The organism is Aurantimicrobium sp. (assembly GCF_036667855.1).
Taxonomy (GTDB): domain Bacteria; phylum Actinomycetota; class Actinomycetes; order Actinomycetales; family Microbacteriaceae; genus Aurantimicrobium.
The window spans coordinates 155,203-178,267 of the sequence record NZ_JAVWTF010000001.1 but is presented as its reverse complement, the minus strand read 5'-3'; the positions used below and the strand labels follow the sequence as shown (position 1 = coordinate 178,267).

25 protein-coding genes are annotated in these 23,065 nt (G+C 43.0%); 3 read left to right on the top strand and 22 right to left on the bottom strand.

Annotation, left to right across the window (positions count from 1 at the left end):
* The first annotated feature begins 62 nt into the window (after positions 1 to 62).
* Positions 63 to 977 (top strand): hypothetical protein, encoded by a 915-nt coding sequence (locus RR877_RS00875; protein WP_332627453.1) that lies wholly within the window; start codon positions 63 to 65, stop codon positions 975 to 977.
* 62 nt (positions 978 to 1,039) lie between these two features.
* On the opposite strand, the gene RR877_RS00870 is transcribed toward RR877_RS00875, so the two are convergent.
* The 12 genes from RR877_RS00870 to RR877_RS00815 form a co-directional block, all read right to left on the bottom strand.
* Positions 1,040 to 3,133: a hypothetical protein gene (locus RR877_RS00870; RefSeq protein WP_332627452.1), complete on the bottom strand. Its 2,094-nt coding sequence runs from the start codon at positions 3,131 to 3,133 to the stop codon at positions 1,040 to 1,042.
* A gap of 38 nt (positions 3,134 to 3,171) precedes the next feature.
* Positions 3,172 to 4,839 carry a hypothetical protein gene (locus tag RR877_RS00865; RefSeq protein ID WP_332627450.1) on the bottom strand — a complete coding sequence of 556 codons (1,668 nt, stop codon included), beginning with the start codon at positions 4,837 to 4,839 and terminating at the stop codon, positions 3,172 to 3,174.
* Between the two features lie 22 nt (positions 4,840 to 4,861).
* Positions 4,862 to 6,217, bottom strand: coding sequence for a hypothetical protein (locus RR877_RS00860; protein ID WP_332627449.1), 1,356 nt, complete (start codon positions 6,215 to 6,217; stop codon positions 4,862 to 4,864).
* 136 nt (positions 6,218 to 6,353) lie between these two features.
* On the bottom strand, positions 6,354 to 6,827 hold the full coding sequence (locus tag RR877_RS00855) for a hypothetical protein (RefSeq protein WP_332627448.1): 474 nt from the start codon (positions 6,825 to 6,827) through the stop codon (positions 6,354 to 6,356).
* Positions 6,820 to 7,449 carry a hypothetical protein gene (locus RR877_RS00850; RefSeq protein ID WP_332627447.1) on the bottom strand — a complete coding sequence of 210 codons (630 nt, stop codon included), beginning with the start codon at positions 7,447 to 7,449 and terminating at the stop codon, positions 6,820 to 6,822. The genes RR877_RS00855 and RR877_RS00850 overlap by 8 nt, the downstream gene beginning before the upstream one ends.
* A gap of 40 nt (positions 7,450 to 7,489) precedes the next feature.
* Positions 7,490 to 8,296, bottom strand: coding sequence for a hypothetical protein (locus tag RR877_RS00845; RefSeq protein WP_332627446.1), 807 nt, complete (start codon positions 8,294 to 8,296; stop codon positions 7,490 to 7,492).
* A 110-nt stretch (positions 8,297 to 8,406) separates the two neighbouring features.
* Positions 8,407 to 8,700: a hypothetical protein gene (locus RR877_RS00840; protein ID WP_332627444.1), complete on the bottom strand. Its 294-nt coding sequence runs from the start codon at positions 8,698 to 8,700 to the stop codon at positions 8,407 to 8,409.
* Entirely contained in the window at positions 8,678 to 8,950 is a 273-nt protein-coding gene (locus RR877_RS00835; protein WP_332627443.1) for a hypothetical protein, read from the bottom strand. Before RR877_RS00835 ends, RR877_RS00840 begins: the two co-directional genes overlap by 23 nt.
* Positions 8,951 to 8,969: 19 nt before the next feature.
* On the bottom strand, positions 8,970 to 9,638 hold the full coding sequence (locus tag RR877_RS00830) for a hypothetical protein (protein WP_332627442.1): 669 nt from the start codon (positions 9,636 to 9,638) through the stop codon (positions 8,970 to 8,972).
* Between the two features lie 9 nt (positions 9,639 to 9,647).
* A complete protein-coding gene (locus tag RR877_RS00825; protein WP_332627441.1) occupies positions 9,648 to 9,866 on the bottom strand; it encodes a hypothetical protein in 219 nt (72 codons plus the stop codon).
* 159 nt (positions 9,867 to 10,025) lie between these two features.
* Entirely contained in the window at positions 10,026 to 12,227 is a 2,202-nt protein-coding gene (locus RR877_RS00820) for a hypothetical protein (protein ID WP_332627439.1), read from the bottom strand.
* A gap of 61 nt (positions 12,228 to 12,288) precedes the next feature.
* Positions 12,289 to 12,825, bottom strand: a complete 537-nt coding sequence (locus RR877_RS00815; protein WP_332627438.1) for a hypothetical protein — start codon at positions 12,823 to 12,825, stop codon at positions 12,289 to 12,291.
* A 213-nt stretch (positions 12,826 to 13,038) separates the two neighbouring features.
* Here RR877_RS00815 and RR877_RS00810 point away from each other — a divergent pair, with 213 nt between their 5' ends.
* Both RR877_RS00810 and RR877_RS00805 read left to right on the top strand, forming a co-directional pair.
* A complete protein-coding gene (locus RR877_RS00810; protein WP_332627437.1) occupies positions 13,039 to 14,607 on the top strand; it encodes a DnaB family ATPase in 1,569 nt (522 codons plus the stop codon).
* Complete coding sequence (locus RR877_RS00805) at positions 14,607 to 15,344, top strand: hypothetical protein (RefSeq protein WP_332627436.1); 738 nt, start codon at positions 14,607 to 14,609, stop codon at positions 15,342 to 15,344. Before RR877_RS00810 ends, RR877_RS00805 begins: the two co-directional genes overlap by 1 nt.
* Before the next feature lie 244 nt (positions 15,345 to 15,588).
* Here the strand turns inward: RR877_RS00805 and RR877_RS00800 are convergent, their stop codons facing one another.
* From RR877_RS00800 to RR877_RS00755, 10 genes are all read right to left on the bottom strand, one after another.
* The gene (locus RR877_RS00800) at positions 15,589 to 16,404 is read right to left on the bottom strand and encodes a hypothetical protein (RefSeq protein WP_332627435.1); all 816 of its coding nucleotides are present in this window, start codon (positions 16,402 to 16,404) and stop codon (positions 15,589 to 15,591) included.
* Between the two features lie 172 nt (positions 16,405 to 16,576).
* The gene (locus RR877_RS00795; RefSeq protein ID WP_332627433.1) at positions 16,577 to 16,861 is read right to left on the bottom strand and encodes a hypothetical protein; all 285 of its coding nucleotides are present in this window, start codon (positions 16,859 to 16,861) and stop codon (positions 16,577 to 16,579) included.
* A gap of 100 nt (positions 16,862 to 16,961) precedes the next feature.
* Positions 16,962 to 17,297 carry a hypothetical protein gene (locus tag RR877_RS00790; protein ID WP_332627432.1) on the bottom strand — a complete coding sequence of 112 codons (336 nt, stop codon included), beginning with the start codon at positions 17,295 to 17,297 and terminating at the stop codon, positions 16,962 to 16,964.
* A gap of 8 nt (positions 17,298 to 17,305) precedes the next feature.
* Positions 17,306 to 18,010 carry a hypothetical protein gene (locus RR877_RS00785; RefSeq protein WP_332627430.1) on the bottom strand — a complete coding sequence of 235 codons (705 nt, stop codon included), beginning with the start codon at positions 18,008 to 18,010 and terminating at the stop codon, positions 17,306 to 17,308.
* 49 nt (positions 18,011 to 18,059) lie between these two features.
* Positions 18,060 to 18,950, bottom strand: a complete 891-nt coding sequence (locus RR877_RS00780) for a hypothetical protein (RefSeq protein WP_332627428.1) — start codon at positions 18,948 to 18,950, stop codon at positions 18,060 to 18,062.
* Positions 18,951 to 19,355: 405 nt separating this feature from the next.
* The gene (locus RR877_RS00775) at positions 19,356 to 19,577 is read right to left on the bottom strand and encodes a hypothetical protein (RefSeq protein WP_332627427.1); all 222 of its coding nucleotides are present in this window, start codon (positions 19,575 to 19,577) and stop codon (positions 19,356 to 19,358) included.
* Positions 19,578 to 19,639: 62 nt separating this feature from the next.
* Positions 19,640 to 20,329, bottom strand: coding sequence for a hypothetical protein (locus RR877_RS00770; RefSeq protein ID WP_332627425.1), 690 nt, complete (start codon positions 20,327 to 20,329; stop codon positions 19,640 to 19,642).
* Positions 20,330 to 20,407: 78 nt separating this feature from the next.
* On the bottom strand, positions 20,408 to 20,896 hold the full coding sequence (locus tag RR877_RS00765) for a hypothetical protein (protein WP_332627423.1): 489 nt from the start codon (positions 20,894 to 20,896) through the stop codon (positions 20,408 to 20,410).
* A gap of 23 nt (positions 20,897 to 20,919) precedes the next feature.
* Positions 20,920 to 22,092 carry a thymidylate synthase gene (gene thyA / locus RR877_RS00760; protein WP_332627421.1) on the bottom strand — a complete coding sequence of 391 codons (1,173 nt, stop codon included), beginning with the start codon at positions 22,090 to 22,092 and terminating at the stop codon, positions 20,920 to 20,922.
* A 183-nt stretch (positions 22,093 to 22,275) separates the two neighbouring features.
* Complete coding sequence (locus tag RR877_RS00755) at positions 22,276 to 22,923, bottom strand: hypothetical protein (protein ID WP_332627419.1); 648 nt, start codon at positions 22,921 to 22,923, stop codon at positions 22,276 to 22,278.
* Between the last annotated feature and the right edge of the window lie 142 nt (positions 22,924 to 23,065).

Below are 23,065 nucleotides of genomic sequence, written 5' to 3'. Positions count from 1 at the left end.
ATGATTCCTTTACTACACTAGATTTATATGACGTGTAACATTTTAATTTAATAAGGAAGTCTATGTTCGATTCTCCAGATATATCGAAACTTAGGTTCTACTCGTATGCCACGCTAGCAGCTAATAAGAAGCTTTCTTCAGACCTCATCGAAGCTATCCCTCATGAGCAGAATCCACTCTATGATGGTGAACTCACAGACGATACTGAGAAAATTGAAGCTTCAGGTACTGATAAAGACGATGCTGGTTTCAGTGCAAGTTTAGATACAACTGCATCCATCAAAGCCAAATGGCTATCTTTTACTGACACCAATAGATTAACCTCACCTGATGTAAGACGTGGTGAGGAAATTGTTCTATGGCAGTTCGGTGATACTGATCAATACTGGTGGACCACACTACATCAAGATAAGAAGCTACGTCGTTTAGAAACTGTGATCTATGGTTTCTCTAATAATAGTAAAGAGAATATCGAGAATGCCCATGATTCAATGTATTGGTTAGAGATCTCTACCCATAAGAAAGTAGTTAGATTTCATACTGCAAAGAATGATGGAGAACCATTTACTTACGATATTCAGATCGATACCAAGAATGGTAACATTACTATTGAGGATGACGATGGTAATTATATCTTCTTAGATTCAAAAGAAAGACATATTAAACTTAGGAATAAGGATAATAGTTTTGTTGAAATGAATAAGAAGATTATCAATATTGAATCTCAAGATGAGATTAATCTTAAGACTAAACGTTATACATTAAAAGCTTCTGAATCTATCAAAGAAGAAACAAAGACTTACGATTCTAAGTCTAACAAATATACGCATAAAACTAGCAATGCTACCATTGATTCTCCTAAGACGAGAATTACTGGTAAACTCAACGTTGGTGGTAATACTACTCTTGAGAGTAACTTACACGTTGGAGGTAATCAAACTACTGCTGGTAGTTCTGATAATCATCACAGCCATTAATAAACAAAAAAAAGAAACGGCATAAAAGGAGTGGCCTAGGCCACTCCTACTTATGTCGTCACTTAGACCTTGGATACCAAGATCGTTGCGTTGTCCAACTGACTACGATAGATCTTGATGATTTCGTTGTCAGCAGTTACCAACCAGTGATTACCGTAATAGATATCACCTTCCTTGATGTAGTCATTGCTCACCAATTCGTCCAAGAACTCATAGATCTTGGGGAACTGATCACGATGGACCACGTTGGATTGGTTAGGAACCAGATCAACTTCGAGTTCATGGTAGAGGAAGTCCACCACAGTTACCGAGCTACGGATCTTGATGATTGCATTCACCAATTCGCTCTCACCATTACCAACCACTTCGTACTCATCGGCAAGAGTCAGATAACGTGCAATCAATGCACGCTCGTTCTTCTTGAAGATGGAGTATTGGTTAGGATACGAAGTCCTGATGTCTTCCACCAAGTCGCTGTAGTCGTCCACGAAGCTGGAGAGCCCCGTATAGATCGTCAGACCCAATTCATTACGAATCGCACCCAACACTTTGTGCTTGATGTAAGAATCCAGTTGAATCAATGCACTGTTGAAGGCCAACGAATGTTGATCATCCAGCAATGCTGCTTTCAGCTTTGCAGCCAATTGATCCAGATTACTCACTTGGAGAATCTTACCGAACTCGTCGTATTCCTTCTTCGGAATCACAAACATACGATCCAGATCAAAGTCGATGCGGTGTGCACCCAGTTGATTCAGATCAGTTGTGAGAACCTTCATCTGACGAGCTTTGTTGATGGCAGCATCCAAAGATGTTTCGGATTCTTCCAGCAAACTATAGCCACCCAGGAAGTATGCATTCAAATTCTCATTGAACTTTTCTTCCGTTGCACTGAAGGCAGCGTCATGGGTGCCTGCAACTGTATCCAGAGAGACTTTCAGAAAGTCGCTACGAGAGCCAATTGCTTTACCCTCTACCTTCATCGCTGTACCACGATTAATGGCAGCAGCAGTCGTTGTACGATGTGCATCACGATCCATTTTGATTTCATCCTGTGTTTTCTTTGTGAGTTCGTAAACAAGCTTACCGTTCTTAACAGTCAAGGTACGCTTGCTATCGAATGGAGCGGCAGGAACAAAGGTCTGTTCTTCTGTTGGTTTCCAGGTTTGGTTTGTGCTAGCATTGATCTTCTGGGAGAAGACCTCAGCAGGTTCAGCATGTTTGACCACAACATCAACAACCTTTGCCTTTTCGGCAGCTTGTTGTTGCATGGTAGCTTCATGTTTCTTTGCCAGCGCTGCTTTTTCTTGCGGGCTGAGCAAATTAACAATACCACCAACATCAATTTTACCACCACCGTTGTTCTTACCCGTAGACAGAACACCAGATCCAGCAAAACCTTTGTTTTCTTCTTGTTGGCGAGCATTGACAAACGGACTCGGCGCTGCCGCAGGACGATTGTTTCCTGCATTCACACCAAAGCCACCACCAAAGCTACCTTGTTGTGGCATCGAACGACCAGTCGTTCCAAAACCAGCATTACCAAAAGCATTGGAATTGTTGTTACCACCAAATCCGGTTGTTGGTTGTTGCTGCTGTTGGTTGAAACCATTACCACCACCGAAACCACTGCCATTGTTAATGTTTCGATAGACCACACTGTTAATATAGCCAGCTACTTCATTAGCCACATTGACGTATTGCTGCGCCATTTGACTGATGGTTTGCTGATTCTGTTGTGGATACATCTTGAGCAGATCTGGGAAGATTGCGACGATGTATGCTGCACGAGCTTCAACCACAAACTGAATCGATGCTTCTGCTGCCTGTTCAATGTTTGGGAAGGCATTCTTAGCCATACCCAATGCAGTGTAGTTTGCAGCCAGAATCAATGTATCCATCAGCTCCTTGTTCTGGCCACCGTTTTGGCAGAACAGGTTCCATTGATACATACGGCCTGGCGTTTGAGTCGCCTTACTAGCCGATGCATTCAGGATACTGACGATGAAAGAGTTTTGCAGATTCTGCAACTCTTGATGGATAGGCAGATTGTTGAATGTAACCGGTGCTTGGTTAAAGCGTTGCGGTTGAATCATTGGGTTATCTGCTGGAACATTCTGCAATTGAATGTTCGTGAAATAATTCGATTGAATCATGATGACAAAAATCCTTTCAAATTTGCTTTTGTCGTTGTTTACATGCGACGGATCTTGTCTTGAGTCTTATCAAGAGCCAAGCGCGTTTCCTTACTTCTTAACACACGTCCATGTGAGTCAAGTTCAATATAAGGATTCAGGCGTTGTGATCCTACTGGTGTTTTACCTGTGAGGTTACTGTAGTTACCTACGTCCACGAAAGAAACGTGCAGTCTCTTTTCTGGGTCCTTCAACTGACCGGCATCATCTGAACTCCCCTTACCACCACTCCTCTTTTGAGGATTCATGACGGATGTGATTTTCAGGAACTTGTTATCCCCCGAATACGAGAGACTAGAGATTCCATTTTGTGTCTTGGTAATACCAAAGATTGCTCTGGCTCTAATCGTCACTTCCATGATCTTTTCAATATCACGGACACTCAGACCCTTACCAGCATTGCTTTTGGCAGAAGACTTGAGCTTGAAGAAACAATTAAAGATTGACGATGTCACCGGAATGAGTACGTCGTAGAGGATCGAGAGTTCCTTGTCGTAGAGAGAATTGATTCTGTCAGATGTACTGATCATCCATTCACCGAAACGTTCAATAATCAAAGCCAACAACTCATAGGTGTCTTTGACTCTAATTCCTACTGATTCCAATTTGTCCAGGATGATTGTATCCAGGTATTCATCAATTGACTTGAAGTGTTCCTGAATATCGCTAAGCAAGATACCTCGGTGTTGGTTTTCACCAAAATAGATGTATCCCATGATCAGCATCCATTTCTCTTTGCTTTCGAGCCATTCGATGTTCTCGAACTTTTCTGGGAAGTGATCCAGCAAATAGAAGAGAGATCCAATCAGTGCATGTACCGTTGGGGTCGCGTTATCAATAGGTACTGCTACCCGGAAGTCGACATATTGTTGTCCATTCTTCATTCCCCTTCGTTTCAATGACCTACTACTTTGGAAGATCGAATATTGATCATTGGGGTACTTGGTTGAATTAACAGTATCCGCATCGCCAACAATGCAATCAGTTCCACCGAAACGTTTAACCGTCTCTTTGAAACCATAGCGGCAAAACAGATATAACGCTAGTGCGCACAGCGCCTTGTTCGTCTTTTCTTTCTTACGTTCTTTGCTGAGATGGTAAATCTCCGACCAGATAATAGGTACGGTAGTGATCCTATTATTCACATAGACAGTATGATCTACACGTTTTACTGCAAACTTGTCACGCAGCAATCGGACAAACACACTCTCCCGCTCAAATGACAGAACGATGTCAGAGATTACCGGACTGATAAAATATCGTGAACCCGACAAGGTGATGGACCCGGCTGGACCCGCAAACGGCAGGAACAAATACTTGCGCTGCAATGGTTGTGGCTTAAGGTCTGGTTTTCCAGTCAGTGGATCAATCTTCGTAGGGTCAACATACGTGAAGTCCAAACCAACCAGATACAAATCGCTTCTGGCAATATCAATCACCAACTTGTCGTTCTTACGACGTTGTTCCTTTCTCAGCTCCTCTTCAGGAGAACATTTGATCATTCTTTCGAACTTAAGACCCGGCAACAAACCGTTGAACACATTTCGCACAATGCCTTCAATATATCTCATTGCGTGAGGCAGATGTTCAACAGCCAAACCGTTGACAACACTTGAGTTCATCTTAGGCGTACTGTCCTTGATGAACTGTGCCAAGTATGGGTCCATTTTTCTATCCTTTCAAAGATGACTAGAAGATGCGATTAATGAGCCCACCTACCACGCTACCCAACTTAAGGGTCTCATCAAGGTTCTTTCGTGTAGCCGCCTTTGATTCGATATCTGCTTTCTCTCTCGCTGTCTCGATGGACAGCAGACTCGTTTCTTTTTCCATTTGATGTTTGAATACCAAACGGTCATGTTCAAGCGTGTTGAGAAATCCAGCAGTTTCAATCTTCATCTTCGCACTAACCATTTCGGTAAATGCTCCAAGCCGTTCACGCGCAATATCACCAACAATCTTCTCACGGTTTAACGTGGATTCAAGATGGAGAATCTCAAAGCGATCATCTATCTTCGCATTCTCGAAGACTTGTCGTTTGTTTTCCGTACTAGCTTTCACTACTTCTGTTTTCAACTCGACACGACGAATGTCAAGCTTTACATCTTCAGCAGCGGCTTTCTTGTGCTCGGTGGAGAACCTTACACGTTCCAATTCAATACGGTCTTCAACCAACTTTCGGCGTGCTACTTCTTCGGGGTCACCATTAATCAAAAGATCTCCCTTAGTTCTAAAAAATCCATTTTCTACAGCTTTCGCAATAGGAATGAACTCTGTCACTACGTTAAACCTTTTGTTCTGGTCATCGAACTGATGCGTTATGATCCGAATACCTTCTTCAGTACCTTTCATCATGACAGCTTCTGTCATGCAAACTTGCTTGCCCAGGAAATAGAAATAGTTGTCCGGTACATGATCCGGTGCAACAACCTGAATAGTCTTTGCGTACTTGAATCCATCGCGGTATTCATCGCTAGCATAAACTCTCAGTGGCTTGAGATTGTAACGCATGGCCAGTGTTGGATTACTGGACATTTGAAACAATGGTACGCTGGTTAGCGTCATATTACATTCTGGGATGTATACCGTATCTACACCCGACATTTCCTCTGCATCCACATACATCACGAAATCGAAATTGTAACTCTCCATATACTGAAGAGTACGATTCCGTTGTTTTGCGTAAAACAGATTGAAGTCTTTTACCAACTCTTGCAGAACAATGTTGTCCGTGTCCTTGGGGATATTGAAGATGAAGCTACGAAAGCGTTCGAGTGCCGATGATGACACTTTATACTTGAACACGATCATGAACCCTTTTGGGATTCCATCAATATCAATACTATTGTATTCAACACGCACCCCTGTGCTATTCATGGTGCTTACCGGAAACCCCATGTTGTTGAAATACTGCACCTCCTCCTTAAAAATTGGAGGTTGTCCCTGGACAATAAGATTGAGCCCACGACCATGATCATTTGAAATGTTTTTCCACAATGATACTTTTGCCGTTTTCTGCTCCCGGTAAAAACTTGGCATTACCATATTTAATGAACCCCTTTCTTTCCAAAATCAAGCTTCTCACTAAATCCAGTATAATAATATATTGTTATAAAAGTTTAGGAACAAAAAAGAAAAGGATCATAAAGAGAGTACCCGAAGGTACTCTCTTTTTATGCCTTTAGGCTTTGATCACAAACTCGGAAGGTGGATAAGGGTTGCGTTCCCATTTCTTCACAGAATAGGATTTGATCGCTGTCTCGTATTTGCTTTGCACCTGACCATTACGCATACCAACCTGACAGGCTTGGAAGCGAGTGAGGAAGTATCCGTTATCAGTAACAAAACCATACAAGCATCCCAATTCGATCATCGGGATCTTTGGCTTATCTGGATTCAACTCATGGTACTCTTCACGACTATAGCGATAGTCGTTATAGAGCGAATCATGGTTACCAAACGCACCAGAGAGGACTTTGATCTCCTTGAAGAGTTCCTTGGACTGAACCATAGCGCAACCACAGATTTTACCTGTGAAAGTCTCTGGATCTAGATTATGATCATAGATCAAATCTGGTCCAATGATAGCCTTTAGATTGATAGGCTTTTTAATGTCTTCATCCGAGAAGAAATCAAACACATTCGACTCAAACATTCTCTTCCTTCTTTTCTTTCTTGACTACGGTGGTCTCCAAGATATTAGGATAGCTGCTTTCAGTGCCATCGTTTCTCTTGAAGATGTGTGGTGCTGTGACCAATTCCATATCAGGGAACAACTTGGCAAAGTTATCCTTGAAATGGTTGATCAACAAGGACAGCTTGACGCCAAGTCCATCGGACAACTTATCCTTGTCCAAGGTTACGGTCTTGAACATAGGAGTGAAGACTTCATTAATTATCACATATTCGTGAGGTACTTTAACCTGATTATCGAACATCTTCTTGAAGTCTTCTTCAGTCTTTCCACGGAAGTCAATGTGGAAGATTCGGTCACCACGATCACTCAATTGACCATAACTGGCCCGAGGATATTGGTTGGTGAAGATCGTTCCATCATCAGCAGCCAGGATATAGCCGTCGTATTTGACTTCATCATCATAATCACCAGGCACCTTGTGGTGCTCCTTGACAGTCAGTTTGATGAACTTGATATCTGTGGGCGTTTCATTAGACCACATCATGTACGGTTGACTGGTGGAGATGCGGTCATTGTAGACAAACACACAAGCGTAGATTTCTTCACCGATAGAATAGCGACCAGTTTTTACTTCAGACATTTTGATTTCCTTTTAAAGATGGATAGAGATTGTGGTAGCTTTATTTAGAAGCTGCTACTTTAGCTTCGATAGACTTAGCGAAGTCTTTTTCCTTTTTGATCCAATCACTTATAAAACCAATAGCCCCTGGATATGTGTCGAAATCGACCCACCTTCCAAAGGTTACCGTTTCAACACGATACTTACCATCAAGTGTTATTACAATACCAGTTGGCGCATCACCGTAAACACTATTAGTAACGTAATTCTGGAGTTCAGTGAAGAGCTTGAAAGGATTTATGGTTGGTTTACCATATTCCTTTTGCTTCGTAAGACACACTGGTGTATCTTTGAGTTCCTCACCAACACGGCCTACTCGTTTGAAAACAGAATAGCTGCGGTTGTGATTCTTAAGCAACCTGTCAGCTTGCTTGAGAGCGTCCTTGAGGGACTCATGACGGTAAGGTCTGAAACCAAACTGTACGGTGTTATCATCGACTTCCATCCCGATGATGTAGTTGTGATCCTCTTTGAGATTACCTTCAACCTTACGGCGAAGCTGCCCCATAGAGCGACTGATTGCTTTCTTTTGCTGGCGAAGAGCAGCTTTGAAAGCTCGCCAGATGACTTCAGTCTTACGGTCAACGAAACGACCATAACCACTACCTGACATTTCTGTCAGATCCAGCTCATTTCCATACAACGACTTGAAGGTTGCAAGGACAGACATATGAGAAGGGCAATCTTCCTTTTGGTCAGGAATATCGCCATCATCCAAATCCAGAGTAGGTAGATCAATGTTTCTCGGACTGACACACGCTGTCTGGCGGATGAACTTTTCTTCTTCCTTGCTGATTGGTTGAGTCATAACGTTTTTCCTTTACCAGGGATACAGGCCGTTGTTGGTTACGATCATGAGTTCTTCCCAGGTAGAGGGATAACCAGTGAACTCGATCTCAACCCATTTGACTTGGTTGTTCATTTGATAATTACCTTTATTCCTGATTTACATTGATACTCTATACGTATCTCTTTTTTCCAACACGCTTTACCGCAGTAGAACTGTTTACCGGTAGGTGCCTCAGAGAGTAATGTACAGTCGTCTTTTTCAAGTTCCCGCTGGAGTTCTGTCTTAACAGGCGGTCTACTTCCAAGAGGAAATATTTCCATAGCAGTCCCGATTATAGCTGTTACTCCTAGGATCACAGCAGCTACAGCCATAAGAACTACAACAGGATGGAGAGGCTGATTAGTCTTTTCGGGCGTTGACATACTTCGCAGCTTCTTCGAACTTGAACTTGGAAGGGTGGCCAAACTTGACCAAGGTATGTTCCTTGTACTTCAAGAAATGGACACGATTGAACAAAGTAAAGACGATAGAGCTACCGTCTTGCACTGCCTCACAATTCCATCGAAAAGCCCAGTGCCTGAACTTATAAGACTTGAGCATAGCCCATCCACGCAGACGATTAATCCAGCTACGGAAGAACGCCACTTTATACCATGCAAAAATATCTACCATGATGATTCCTTTCTACTAATCAATAACCAAGACCTTGCTTATTTTCAGCCAACGCCAGTGCGCTGATGAGTTGTATGTTTTCAGTCTCAATTATCTTTGGAAGATAATGTTGATACTTATTGATTACGAATTCACTAGATTGCGACTTCGTATAACCAACCATCTCACTTTCAATGTAAGTGAGTAGATAAAGTAGAGCACCATGATAAAAAGGGATATTCTTTTCTTCCCATTCATCACAGTAGCCGTAAACTTTGTCGCCATGGGCGCCAATCATCCCGCCACGGAATGATTCAGATGCTGTTTTACCAAAGACAGCTTTATGGAAATCTTCCCACATATAGTGAAGATAGTTGTAGTGATTCTTGATCTTGCGAGAGTGCAAGTATTCAGCCACATTACCTTCCTGATATGTAGGAATATCAGTGATAACCCAGTCACCCAATTCCATTGTGCTGAATTCACCAATGTTGATGTAATCGCTACTTTCTACATCGTAATGGCCTAGGACAATTGTATCATGTTTGGTTACATCGTTTTCAACGTGTGCATGATACAGTGATGTTTTGATAGCTTGAATTTTGCTACCAGCATTGGTTCTCAGGTTATGAACACAAGACCGAATACTAGGATTCTCATATTCAGACAAACGAGTAGGTGTCATAAAAGCGTAGCGACTTGCAGCCATGATATTCCTTTAACGTGGGATTTCGAACCAATACGAATCGGGATGGATTTCGAACCCTTCACGAGTCGTAATACCATACCAGCAGCCATCCTTATAGAATGCGCCTGCAATCAATTCTGTCTTATTGCTTGGATCACGATCAACCACGACAACACAATTAGAGTGTTCAGGTGGATTGGTTACAGAATATGTGATAAGCTCTGTAATAGTTCTGGCTTTTCCTGTCATTTCTTTTCCTTTAAAAGAGGTTAAGTGATATTACTCCTAATCAGTATATATCGCTGAAATATTATTAATTGAAAAAGACACAGCATAAAAAGGGAGCCCCTAAGGACTCCCTTTTTAATTTGGAAACTAATCCCCCTATTGCTAGAGGGACCCTTAAGATTAAGGCAGTTCCTTGAAGTGCAGAGGCACGCGGCTGGTAACCACTTGTGGGATACCGGAAGCCTCGATCCAACCCATCACAGGCACGTTCACGATGTGACGGAAACGTGGCGAAACCACCAGTTCCTTTTGCACACCACCCGAACGCTGCATTGGCAGAACCAGAGTCATCTCAGGCGACCACAGCATGTTACCGAAGTGGGCTGGGTTCAGGCTGTTCTCACCTTGCGATGGGTAGCCGAATGCCACAGCGATCTGACCTTGCATACGCTCGTCAGGAGTGGTAACAACCTTGAACTCGAAGTCAGGACCGAACGAACGGGTATCACCGTCCACGATCAGGTAACGAGCAGTCATCGGGTCAGTACCGACCATGATCGTTGGGTTACCGGAGATACCAGCAGCACCAGTTTCAATCATAGCTTGGAAACCTGAATCACGGTAAGCGCGGTAAGCCACGTCACGGATTGCAGAGATCAGGACAGCAGAGATGTCCTTGTTCTTTTCGTGCGACGAGATGCTGTTGATCACAGCGTTCACATCGATCTTCAGACCAACGAAGGTAGGCTTCACCAGGAAACGAGCCACACCGAACATGTCGGGAGCGATACCGCCTTCCACGTTTGCCTTACCAGCAGTGTATTCACCCAGTTGCTCAGCAGTGTTCAGCAGAGTCGTCACGGCTTCGTTAGAAGTACGAACGAAGGTAGCTGCAATCAGAGCTGCCAGATCGGCTGCATCAGTTTGGCTGGTGCTGTTCACAGGACGTGGCACAGTGATCGGGCTACGCAGAGGCACAGTCCAGATCTGGTTGTACACGGTCGTGTCCAGCAATTGGCCACGTTGACGACGGTTCAGGTTGGAGCGATATGCCTTGATATCGTAACCAACGAACGAAGTGGTCTTGCTCACCAGAGCCGACAGAGTCTGGCCAATACCAGAAGTCAGAGGCAGAGCTTCGCCATCTTCATTGAACACATGCAGAACATGCAGATCCAGAGCGTACACACGCAGTTGGCCAGTCGACACCGACACGTCACCAGTCACCTTAGCGCCCAGTTGCAGAGTCAGCTTTTGGTTCTTCACTTCAACCAGATCCACCAGATCGGAGCCATCAAATTGCTTGGTGATTTCCGAAATGTTCAGGGTCTTCGTATCGAAGTTCAGAACTTGAGTACGGCTGTCATCTTCAGGAGCGGCAATGAAACCAGTCTTTGCCAGACCATTCAGACGCATCTTCAGAACGTCGGCACCCAACTTCAGGTAGATGGCGTCCAGTTGGATAGCCGGATCAAGCGTGTCACCGTTGTTCATCAGGCCGCTGTCGATCAGGGCTTGAGTCGAGGACAGACCAATCACGTCACCAATAACTTGGTTGAACTTCAGAGGAGCCGTACGGATGGTTTCACCTTCCAGATCCTTGTCGTATGCACCAACAGCGCTCACGTCGAAGTTAGCGTTGTTATTAGCATTACCAGCCAGGAACACTGGAACCACACGGGTGCCTTCGTTCTTCAGGATGGTGTGGTCGAGCATAGCGCGAACCACGTTACGACGGTTGAACGAAGCCAGCTTGCCTTCAGTCGAACGCTTGAAGTCTTCGAACACAGTCACCAGACGGATCGACACAGCCACACCAACGTTGTCGTTAGACACGGGCACGGTTGGGAAGAAGGTTTCGCCGAATTCATTCTGACGACCAGCTTCCAGGTTGTAGGTCACGGACAGAACTTCAGCGTTACGGTTGTCACGCTCGTCGAAGTTTTCCACAGCAACGCGTTGTTCAAACGCATCTGCCAGACCTTCCATACCGATCACGCTGTTGAAGGTACGGCCATCAGCGCTCAGGCCGGGCTTCACGTTCACAGAAGAGATCTTCGTCTTAGCGAAAGCGCCAACGTCGGAGATAGCGATAGCGGCACCGATAGCCGAACCCAGTTGCGAACCGCTGAAGCTTTCGAGGCCCAGATCAGTACCCATCTTGGTCAGACGTTCGCTCAGGCGATCCATCGTGTCCGAAACCATCGTGTAACGTTCTTGGTCGAACGATTCACTTGCATACACGTAACCAGCCAGGGCCTTGTTGGCACTAGCTTCCATAGTCTGGGCCAGAACGTCTTGCACTGCGCCAATGGTCTTTTCCATAGCAGCAGACGCGCTACCAGCAGAGACCGACTTCTTGAATAGATGTTGAGTTGACATTTGAATTCCTTCGTCTTATCAAATAAAAAAGGGTTTAAATAACTGAAAAAGGTGTCCTACTTTAGAGGGAATCTTCCATAGAACGCAGATAATCTTTGAAGATCGGAAGTTCCGAGACTTCGTGTATCTCAAAGTATTTATATAAAAGTTCAAGAAGAGCCTCAATATAGGCCACTTTATTACTATTAGTCAAAATGTACTCGGCAAAGCCGGGGTAAATAATGACACCGTAGTGTTCTCTATCGAGATCTACAACTCTATACGGTACAGTATCTTTCGCAGATTGATTCGCTAGGAAACTATCCTTGATATAAGCTGTAGCTGCATCTTCGCATGACAGAGGGACTACGGTAGAATCCAGTTCTACCCTTTCGTCGTTTTGACAAGATTGTTCCCAACTGCTTAACAAAGCATTGTTTTCACCGGATGTGATACTGTAATTATCGCAGTTCTGAAATTTTAAAAAGGCGCTGAGATCGGAAAGCGATAATAATCCAAGTAACTTAGAATAGTTAAGTGACTCTGTTAAGGATAGATTACTTCTTTTGAGGACTTTCTCGATCCAGAACGGAACCAAAATTAAGTGCTTTTGTTTCACAAAATACTCCTACTCTTTATTTACCGTAGATCGTTACAATATACATACATATTTAGCTATAGAAATAGACAGTTAAATATTGACAATCTACTACCTAAAAGCATCATATTTGTAGCAGTTTGTGAAGTGAACCAGCTACACATTATTAGATAAATTAATTTCTTAGAGTGCAATGAAATCAAGTGATAAGAATTCACATGAAAGAGATAAGAAATGAACGACCTTCTTTTGTTAGTTAAGTCCATCACATTGCTGTATCGTGAAAGTCTTCTTGACATGGAAGAAGACAGTACTAAAGATCTGGTAAGAAAAGTCATTGAAGCAATTAAGACTCCAGAGGTTAGTATCGGTATCACGAAGGATTTGGAAATCATCAACGCTCTGAAAGCTACGGCAACGGAGATGGTGAATCACGATAAGTCACATAAGTACCAGAAAGATATCCTACTCCAGCAACTACAAGTTAATTGTGGTGCTGATGAATCTACATACGAGTCTCTTCAGTCAGGTATTGAACCTGAGATGTCTGAGGATGAGAATAAACTCACTGTCATCAATATTCGTACTGCAATTGCTACTCACTTCAAGTACGGTAAGATTGAAGAAGTATTGTCTAAGAGATTCTCAGAGTTTAAGTTCAAACGAAGTGGTATCAAGAATATCAACAAGTGGATCAATACAATGATCGCTGAGCTTGAACCATTTCAAGTGGTTGGTCAAGAACGTGACTCAGCTATCATTGATGAAGTCGATATTAGTGACAAGGAATCCATTAACCGTGTCTATGCTAGTATCAAAGAAGAAAATGAAGGTGGTGGTGGATTCATTACTGGATTCCAAGGTATCAACGGAATGATTGGTGGTAAGTTCCGTTTAGGTGAACAATGGGGTTTGTATGGACTCCAGCACAATTACAAGACAGGCTTTAGTTTGACTATCTTCAAACAAGTCTGTATGTACAACACACCAGTACTCAAAGATCCAAAGAAAAAACCACTACTGCTTCGTATCTCGTTCGAAGACAGCTTGGTCTTGAACTTCCAGTATCTCTACAAGAACATGTGGGAGAACGAAACTGGTAAGGTTCTTAGCAAGAAGGATCTGGCTGAGATGGATATTGGGGTGATGACTGAGTACGTCACCAACAAACTGTCCGCTACTGGTTTCCATGTCAAGCTACTGTTTGTCAATCCTAGTGATTGGACTTACAAGGATATCTGTAATCTGGTTCTCAAATATGAGGCTGAAGGTTACGAAGTCCAGATGGTCATGGTCGACTACTTGACCAAGATTAGTAAAGAAGGATGTACACAAGGTGCAACTGGTCAGGATGTCCGAAATCTATTTGAACGTGTCAAAGCGTTTATGGCATCCAAGGGAATTCTCTTCATTACACCACATCAGCTATCAACTGAAGCTAAAGGCTTGATGCGTGATGGTTTTAATGACTTTGTGAAGCGTTTGCCCGGTGGTGGTTATACTGCTGACTCTAAACAGATTGATCAGGTTATCGATGGAGAGCTATTCTTCCATATTGAACGACTCAAGGGTAAGAACGAAGCTTACTTTACAGTTCAAGGTGGAAAGCTGCGTCGTATTGAGCAAGTTGATGAAGACGATAAGTATCGTGTTTATAAGTTTGTTCGTAAGGGTGTCATCTTGGATGACCTCAACAAACCTGATTCGTCTATGTTGAAAGTAGGTGGTACACCTCTGGGTGAAATGACAGCAGAAGAGAACTGGGATCAATACACTGAAGCTAAAGATGAAAGTATGGTTTAATGTCTAACTATCAAATAGACATTGAAGAGCTTAAGGATGCCACTAGATTGATGTCTAGTGGTGTTCAGAAGAATACTTCAATAATTACTCCAGACGAATTAGGGTCAGACTTCTTCTACCATATCTCGTTTGGAAAGTTCAATGAGTTTGTACCAAACATCAGTAGACGTTCTGGTATGACTGAGGACAACACTGTTCCTAGAGTACATGTTGCTGATACCTTAAATAACGCATGGAACGGTTATGCTAGCGGCCCTTACATGATGGCCAATACACAACCTAGTAAGAATAAGGCAAAGGGTTTAAAAGCCGAATACAAAGGTGGATTCTATATTCACCGTATTCCTTTTAGAGCTTGCTTGAGACCAAACAACAAATTAGTTTATGATGCATCGTTTACTAATGAACATTGGTTGGTTACATACAACGAAATGACTAGAGTCTTTCCTGCCACATCTGTAGGACGTGTAGTGGGTGAGTCTGTGACATTTGTACCACGTACTGATAAAATGCCAATCGAGCTTAGTACGTTAGTTCTTGAGATTGACACACCAGATGGTTTGAAACTAGCCAAAGGCATTCATCTCAAGAAAGGTTTCTATCGTTATAAGACTAGTACGCAGTTTGGAGTACAAGATATTGAGGAGATTAGTAAATCTGAGTTCCTCTCTGTCAAGACTACCAGTGCTGCAATGTTATCTGAAAACGATACAGAAGTACCAAGATATCTATTTTAATAATATGAGTCTTAAATGAGTGTCTAAGTGATTGATTTATTGGTTGCTTGGATATTCTGCCTTGGTAGTGATCTTAACGGGTTGCTATTGAGGTGGCCGATTATGACGGCCAAACAAAAAAAGAAAGCACATAGAGGAGTACCCGAAGGTACTCCTCTTATGCCGTCTTGGTATAAAAAGAGCAGGGAGGGTGGTGCACCACCGTTCCCTACTTGAAGGTGCACGCATCAAAGTGCACCGGATGTCAAGCGTCGTCGCCGAAGAAGTAGTCCAGAGCGCGATAGGTGCCGTATGCTGCGGCAGCCACGACCACACCGGTAGCCACAGCGGTTGCAGTGGTTTCCCAGAATCCACGTTCTTCAACGCGCACGGTGATCAGTTCGGCCTTTTCAGGAACGGTTGCCACAGGTTTGGTCGGACGACCAGGTTGAACAGCCAGTTGACCGGCTGTAGCAGTTGCTGCGATGTCGTGGGTCACTTCGTTCTTGACATGTTCCACGGCTTCTTGCACCACGTTGGTGAAGTCATTGCCGAGGGCAGCCAGTGCAGGACGTTCTGCGAGTCGAGCGATCAATTGATCGTTTTCGCGGCGAAGCAGTTCATTTTCCTGGTCGATCTTGTCTGACTTTTTGGTCAGTTGAACAATGCCGTTGATCGTTTCTGCATTGCGAGAACCTTGGTGTTGTGCGAGCAGCAGATTGAAACCTGCCGGGTCACGGTAGCTCTCCACGATAAAGTCTTCGAGAGACATTGGTTTCTCTGGATCACCAGAAGCGATCTTCAGAATCCAGCGGCTGCCTTCTGCTTGCATGTTGGGGCCGTAGGGATTGATGGCAGATGCCAGTTCCAACACCGATGGGTGTGGCTTGTTGGTATCATGGCCTTCAGCCGCCGCCTTAGCGAGGACGGCCTCGTTAGACAACTTTTCATCCGAAGCGGCACCTGCCGCAGCTTTCTTGTTAGGCATAGTGCCCTCCTTCTGAGTGGTTTGAGGTTTGGTCAATTGACCGAGATCAGCGAAATCCTTGACTGCCGTAGCTTCGCCTTTTTGAACTGCCATGATTTGGTTTCCTTTAAAAGTGTGGAATATTGATAGACAAAGAACTTTAATTACTCAAAGCTCCCATTTACTATATATGGCTGAGATCTTTTTATTTGGACTATTTCGGGCAAATAAAAAAGACGGCATAAATAGGCTACCTTCCGGTAGCCTAGTTTTATTAGTCCAAGACTTATTCAGTCGGTTGGTTGAAATCCTTGAAACCAGCACCCGTAACTTGCACGTTTTGTTCCAGGATCTTGGCAACCTTAGTGCCTTCGTTATCAGTGATCCATGGCTCTTCGTCACCGCCATGGTTCAGAGTAGTACCCAGATCACCAGAGTTCAGACCGGTGAGAACTTCATCGAGGTTGGTGCCAGGTCGTACTTCGATGATTTGATCGATAGACAGATCAGAGCTAGTGAAATTGATGGAGTGAACGTTGTCTTGCTCAGGAGCGTTGTTTTCAGTCGACATGGTAATTTCCTTTTAAAAGGTTGATGAAAAAGATTTGACTAACGGTACTGGAGTGTAAGGATCGTGGTCTTACACATTATGGGGTTTCGACGTAACCTTTTTATTTTTTACTTTCCACTGACATTCGAATCTGATTGCAAAGCATAGTCAGATCCATCTTAGCTGCTGTGACAGCCATATGAGGATACACTGGTGTGCTATCTCGGATCAGTTCAATACCAGCTATCACATCTTCATAGTTCCCACGAAGACGTAGAGTATGGCTACCACCGTTGTGTGGGTAACCGGAACACATATCACCGAGGAGTTCAGAGATCTGTGTGTTGTAGTACATCTTACCAATGATGATACCTAATCCACTCTCCTGTGGGCTAGATAGATCAACAGTTACAGTTCCGTCTTTACGGATATGAAGTTTGTCTGCTTTGAATGTCATTTAGATCCTTAATCTATTTTGTAGTCTTTAATAATCATTCCCAGTTTGATATCACCAGCAATGTACCACTTAATACGTTTCTTAATTCCACGTATCGTTTTCCAATGTCCCCGTCTAATGTGTAATCTCTGTTTCGTTCCTGTGTTTTTACTGACAACTTTTGAAGGACTTGATTTCCGAATAGGAAGCATCACATACGTGATACCTTTAAATTCAAGATTCTCAGTTATCTTCATGTCCACTTTAGCGGTGGCTGGTAAAGACATGATGTTTAACTCTAAAGAGAGGCAAGCCGACAGTATATGTTGCTTGAGTAGTTCTAAATCCAATTCATGAGTATTAGATAAAACCTCCAGTGTAATTCCAAAAGTATCGCTACTCTGAGAAACTCTCACTACAGGCTTACTCTCCAAATAAGAGATTTCAAAGATACATTCTGGGAAAGGCAGAACAATCTCTTCATCATGGATAGTTGACACTTTTTCATTGAAAACACCGTACCAGTTATGATCAATGAAAATGAAAGGAATGTCTATCAAATACTCACCGCCACCTAAATCAAAATCATCGTCGTCATCGTCTAACAACTTTGGATTGATAGAACCCTTATTAAAAACCCCTGAAGAGATTAAATCATTTTCTCCAATTACGACTTTGATCTTCTTAATTAAACCATCGAAGTATTCTTTCGCATTTGCTCTTGGTGTCCTCATTTCAAATCTCCAGCATAAAAGGAGTGCCTAAGCACTCCCCTTATATCAGTTACTCAGACTTTTCATTGATATTCTGCCAGCGAGCAGCAGAACCAAATGTGTTAGGAACATTGTTCTTCACACACCAACCACAGCCCTCATGCCCAATAACGCCAGCACGGGAACAGTTAGCGCGTTCCACATCATCTTGAGTAGGTGCACGCTCAGTTGCCTGTTCATAGATCTCGGCAGTGATCACTGGAGGGATGAAGTTCTTCAGGACAATATCAGTCCATGCTTCCAGTTTACCTTCAGTGGCCAGCACCGCCAGTTCTTCTGGAGTCTTGAAGGACAACTTCTCAATGACACCAGGTTCATTAGAGATGAGCTTATCAGCAAAGCCATTCACATTCAATGCGATAGGCAAAGCAAAGTGATAGCTGTTCACACTCTCTGGACCTTCATCGATGTAGAAAGGTGTAGCCGTGAGAATCAGATTGAGTAGATCATCCATCGTGTAGTAGTCAGTGATTTCAATACCGACTTCTTCCTGGATCTCTTTGATCAACTCAGCCATCACTACGTTCTTTGGCAAAGCCGTATGTCGAATATAGACGTGATCAGTCTTGAGTGCAGGGTCAACATACTGGTTAACAGAGATGTGACCACCTACGCCCACAGAATACTTATCGTGCAGCTTGTTCTCTGCACCCTTCTTACCGCGCTTGTAAGTCAGGTAAGTGACAGCACCGGTTTCTGGGTGAATGTCACGCAGGATGATGTACGGGATCATCTGGATGAAGTTGTAGTTCTTCTCGCACTCTGGACGTTTATAGCCAGAGAATTCGAGATGTTGGAACTCACCACTCTCCAGTTCATAGACGTTCTTTTCGACGCCAGACAGAGTCATGATTTTCTTCGGCTTGGCCGACGCAATGAACTTATCACGGGGGGTTACCATTACGATTTCTTTTTGATCCGACATATCTTACCTTTTGAATGATGATGGGCTGTTAAGGACAACCAAACCTAGCTAAGAACTTACGACTATCTAATCCCTCAGCTACAGACCAGATAATAATCATGCCACCCAGTATCGGAACGACAGCGAAGAGTACCATGAATATCTTGTAGCTTGCCATACTGAATTCACCTAGAACATCAACATTCTCCATAAAGAAGTCAAGTTCATAGTACGATTGCAGATGGTAGACGAAGAGAACTATGGTTGTAAGTGTTATGGAAACCCACATTACCTTAATCAACCAAACATGTGTAATCACTAGATCAAAGATCCACATGGTTCTCAAAACAAAATCTTCCAGCATAAAGAAGAGGGTAGTAAACTACCCTTCCCTTATCAGGATCAAAACAACGCCAGTGCTTCTCTAGCCAACCCCATGGGGACTGATAGATCAGGTACTGCTATTGAGTGATCTGGTGTTTGCTTAGTAGCAGTCTTGGCTGGTTTTACAGCCTTAACTGGTTTAGCAACTTTAACCGGTGCTACCGTCTTTTTAACGGGAGCTTTCTTGACTGCTACTTTTGTAGCAGCCTTCTTCGTTTTATCAGCGACTGCCTTTACCATATCAAACCTCACAAAAAATAAATTACAGAATAGGGCAGCATAGACTGCCCTACTCCATAATATTAAATCAAATTGAGACGACGCTCCAAAGCGCGTCCAACGATTTTGTAGCCGCCATCTGGACTGACGACTAACAACATACCGGCAAGATCGGTGATCATGGCAAAAGCAGTTACCTTTCGAGCGTCTACTCTGTAATACCATGTCTTGTAATCACCTTTCAATTGAAGCTCGATTGTGTTCTGGTCAATGATTTCGTAACCCGTGATCCTGGCAGCAGTCAGGAACTTTGCATCGGGTTTGAAACTATCCATTCCAATCTTACAATTGAATGCAAATTCTTCGAACTTCTCGTTACCATCAATCCAAAGGAAAGGTTTGATGTATTCGATACATTCGGAGAGTTGTGTCTTCAGATCGAACTTCGTCTTTACGATCTTCTTACGGGGTTTTGTGAAGTTGTTATAAGTAGGTTCTTGATCTGACTTAACAATAACTTCGACATTGCTGAGATCGACACTGTCGAGGTCAGTCTTATTGAAGACCACGATCACCGTATTGATGTTCGTTGGGCTATTGAATTTCAACAGTTGCAGTCCAGTGCTTTGTTGAAACTTGGTCTTGACGAAAAGGAGTTTATCGTTTTCACGATACTCCCTCACCATTCTGTTGACCAACATCGATATATCAGACGGGAATCCAAGATTCCCGAAGTCATATTCGATGTATGGGTCATAGTGAAACATTCCCATATCTACTCCTTAAAAGTACGGTTAAGAGTTTTTACAGTCTAAACTCTACAACCATGATATAGGACTGAAACTTTTTTATTACCGTTTACTTACGTAACCAGAATCTGCGCAATGTTTACGGATCTCCTTAAACAAAGCAAGTTTCATATCAGATACAGCGGCAGTATCTTTTACAAAAGCATTGAAGACTTCACCACGACTGAGGATCTTGTTATGCTTTGCTGCATCCAAATGCTTATTGACGTAACCTTGGATGATCTTACGATGATCCTTAATTACGCCCAATAGTTCCTTGACCTTGGCAGTCTTCGTAAAACGAGACATTTTATCGAGCGCCTTAGCCTCAGCTATTTCAGAAGCAATGATTTTCAGTTGTTCTTCGTAGTAAACAACATCATTGGACAACTGAATAGCTTCACCGACCGAATGCTTGACAGGTGGAAGTGCTACGCCTTCTACATCAACAAAGTTCATGTCTTTTCCTTTTGGTGATTCAACATCTTCAACAACTACTGGAGCCATTGAAGCTCTTGGTGCCATCAAGGCGGCCATTGCCATGCCAGCCAATGACGCCCCTAAACGATTACTTCTCATACTGCTACAGGGTATTTGATAGGTGGAAGGAAGTTATCATAACCAGTGATTTGAATATCTTCTGGTTTGAATTCATCGATACTGGTAATATCCTTGTTAAGAGATACACGAACAGTATTACGAAGTGGTAGACGTTGGAGATGATCCTCAGCCAATTCCATCTGATTGTCATAGATGTGAACGTTAGAGCCAAACCATACCAATCGTTCAGCTACGCAGCCAGTTACCTGAGCGATCATGTGGGTCAGCATTGCATATTGTGCAATGTTAGCCACAGTACCTACCAAGAAGTCTTGTGAACGGCAATAGAGATTACACGTCAGGTATTTTGTACCATCTTCTCCACGACGTACGTTGAACTGGAACAACGTATGGCAAGGTGGTAGGGCCATTTGATCCAAACGTCCTACGTTCCAAGCACTCACCATAATACGGCGACTGTTCTCATTGTTATTGATTTGATCGATAACTGCTTGGAGTTGATCGATGTTCTTCTTAACAATAGCGCGTTCCACCACATCGATAATATCTTCGTAGCCAGTGATTTCTTGAGTCTCTGGATCACGAATAGGTTTCTTCCCGTCTACATTTTCGTTATAGGTAGCGAGTTTCTTATAACCTTTGGCTTCGAACTTCTCGACATCTTCTAATGGGATAGTACGAATATCTTCCCACTTACGCCACTGAGCACCGTAAGCACCATCACCAATCGATCCAGCCAGTAGACGACTTGTAGGTACTTCCTTACCAGTAACAGCAGCAACAGTTGCATTGACTAAGCTGGTATCAAGTTCCTTGAATACGTCTTTGTAACGCTCGTCTAGCTTGATAACACCCTGCTTCTCAAGTTCTTTGAGGAAGTTTTGAGGATCATTGTCATATTTAGCAGTTTCTGGAATAACCCAACTATTCCAAATATTGACATTGTTATCAAGTAAGAACTTGATATTAGTATCACCACTGATAAACCAAACCAATTCGATAGGAAGGAAACGAATTGGAACCTTGCGGGTACTGAGCATTGGAATCTTACCATCAGTAAGATCAAATTCCATAGTACGACCAAAGACTGCACGAGTACCTACACCTGTACGATCTTTATGGGTAGATCCATTCTGAATGATATCATTGGCAATAGCCAGATAAGCCTTCTCTTCTTTAAACAGCATTTGATTTCCTTACTTGACGATGTTTGTAGGTAGTTTTGGTAACAGTCTTAGGAACAACCTTAATAGGTTTCTTCCCATTCTCTTTACCAAACACATGGTCACGTCTTCTTTGCAGAACATGACCCATGGTGTCTTTGATAAGATTAGGATTCAGTTTCATGAACCCTTTATCGAGAAAGTTCTTCATTTGGTTCTCGATTCGAATTGTTGATTAACGAAATCAACTGCCAGCTTACCTGATGCTTCCTGATCATTGGCACCTGTATCAATAATGCAAGTAGGGAGCAGATAGTAGTAAGTCTTGAAACATTCGCTGTAAGCTTGTTTCACAGTCTCTTGGTAATCAGATCCCTTTGACTCAATTGCATCCAACGTACCACGAGATTTAAGCATTCTCTCTTTTGCAATATTGGAATCACAAGTGAGATAAATGGTAGCGAAGTTACATTCTTTGTAGAATCCTGCTTCCAGTGTTTCTTCGAACGCTGGCAACAGTAGTTTACGAAGACCCTTATCGCTGAGTTGATAAGCAAAAAAAGAAGCCTGCGAACGATCCACCAGAACAATATCATAATTGTCCTTAGCTTTAGAGATATCTTCAAGAGTAGCAACAGTAGATCCAAGCATAGCCAACGCTGCTGGAAGCCCCGTCATAGCTCCACCAGTCCACTCCTGATAGAAAGCTGTACCGACTCTTGTATGTTTAATCAAATGCGTTGCAGAGATTCTCAGTTTGCTGCTAACGAAGTTCTTGAGGATAGCATTCATGATAGAGCTTTTACCTACTCCATCTGCACCTTCAATGAAAACAAATAATGCGCTCTTGTTCATTTTACAAACCTTTTCAGTGTAATCAAATAATCCTAAGGTAACATAAAAAAATAAACTTTAATTCAAAAGTTACGCGCCACGCGCCACAGAGTGATAATATACGGTCAAATCTTTTTTATTTAGACTTTTATAAACGGCATAA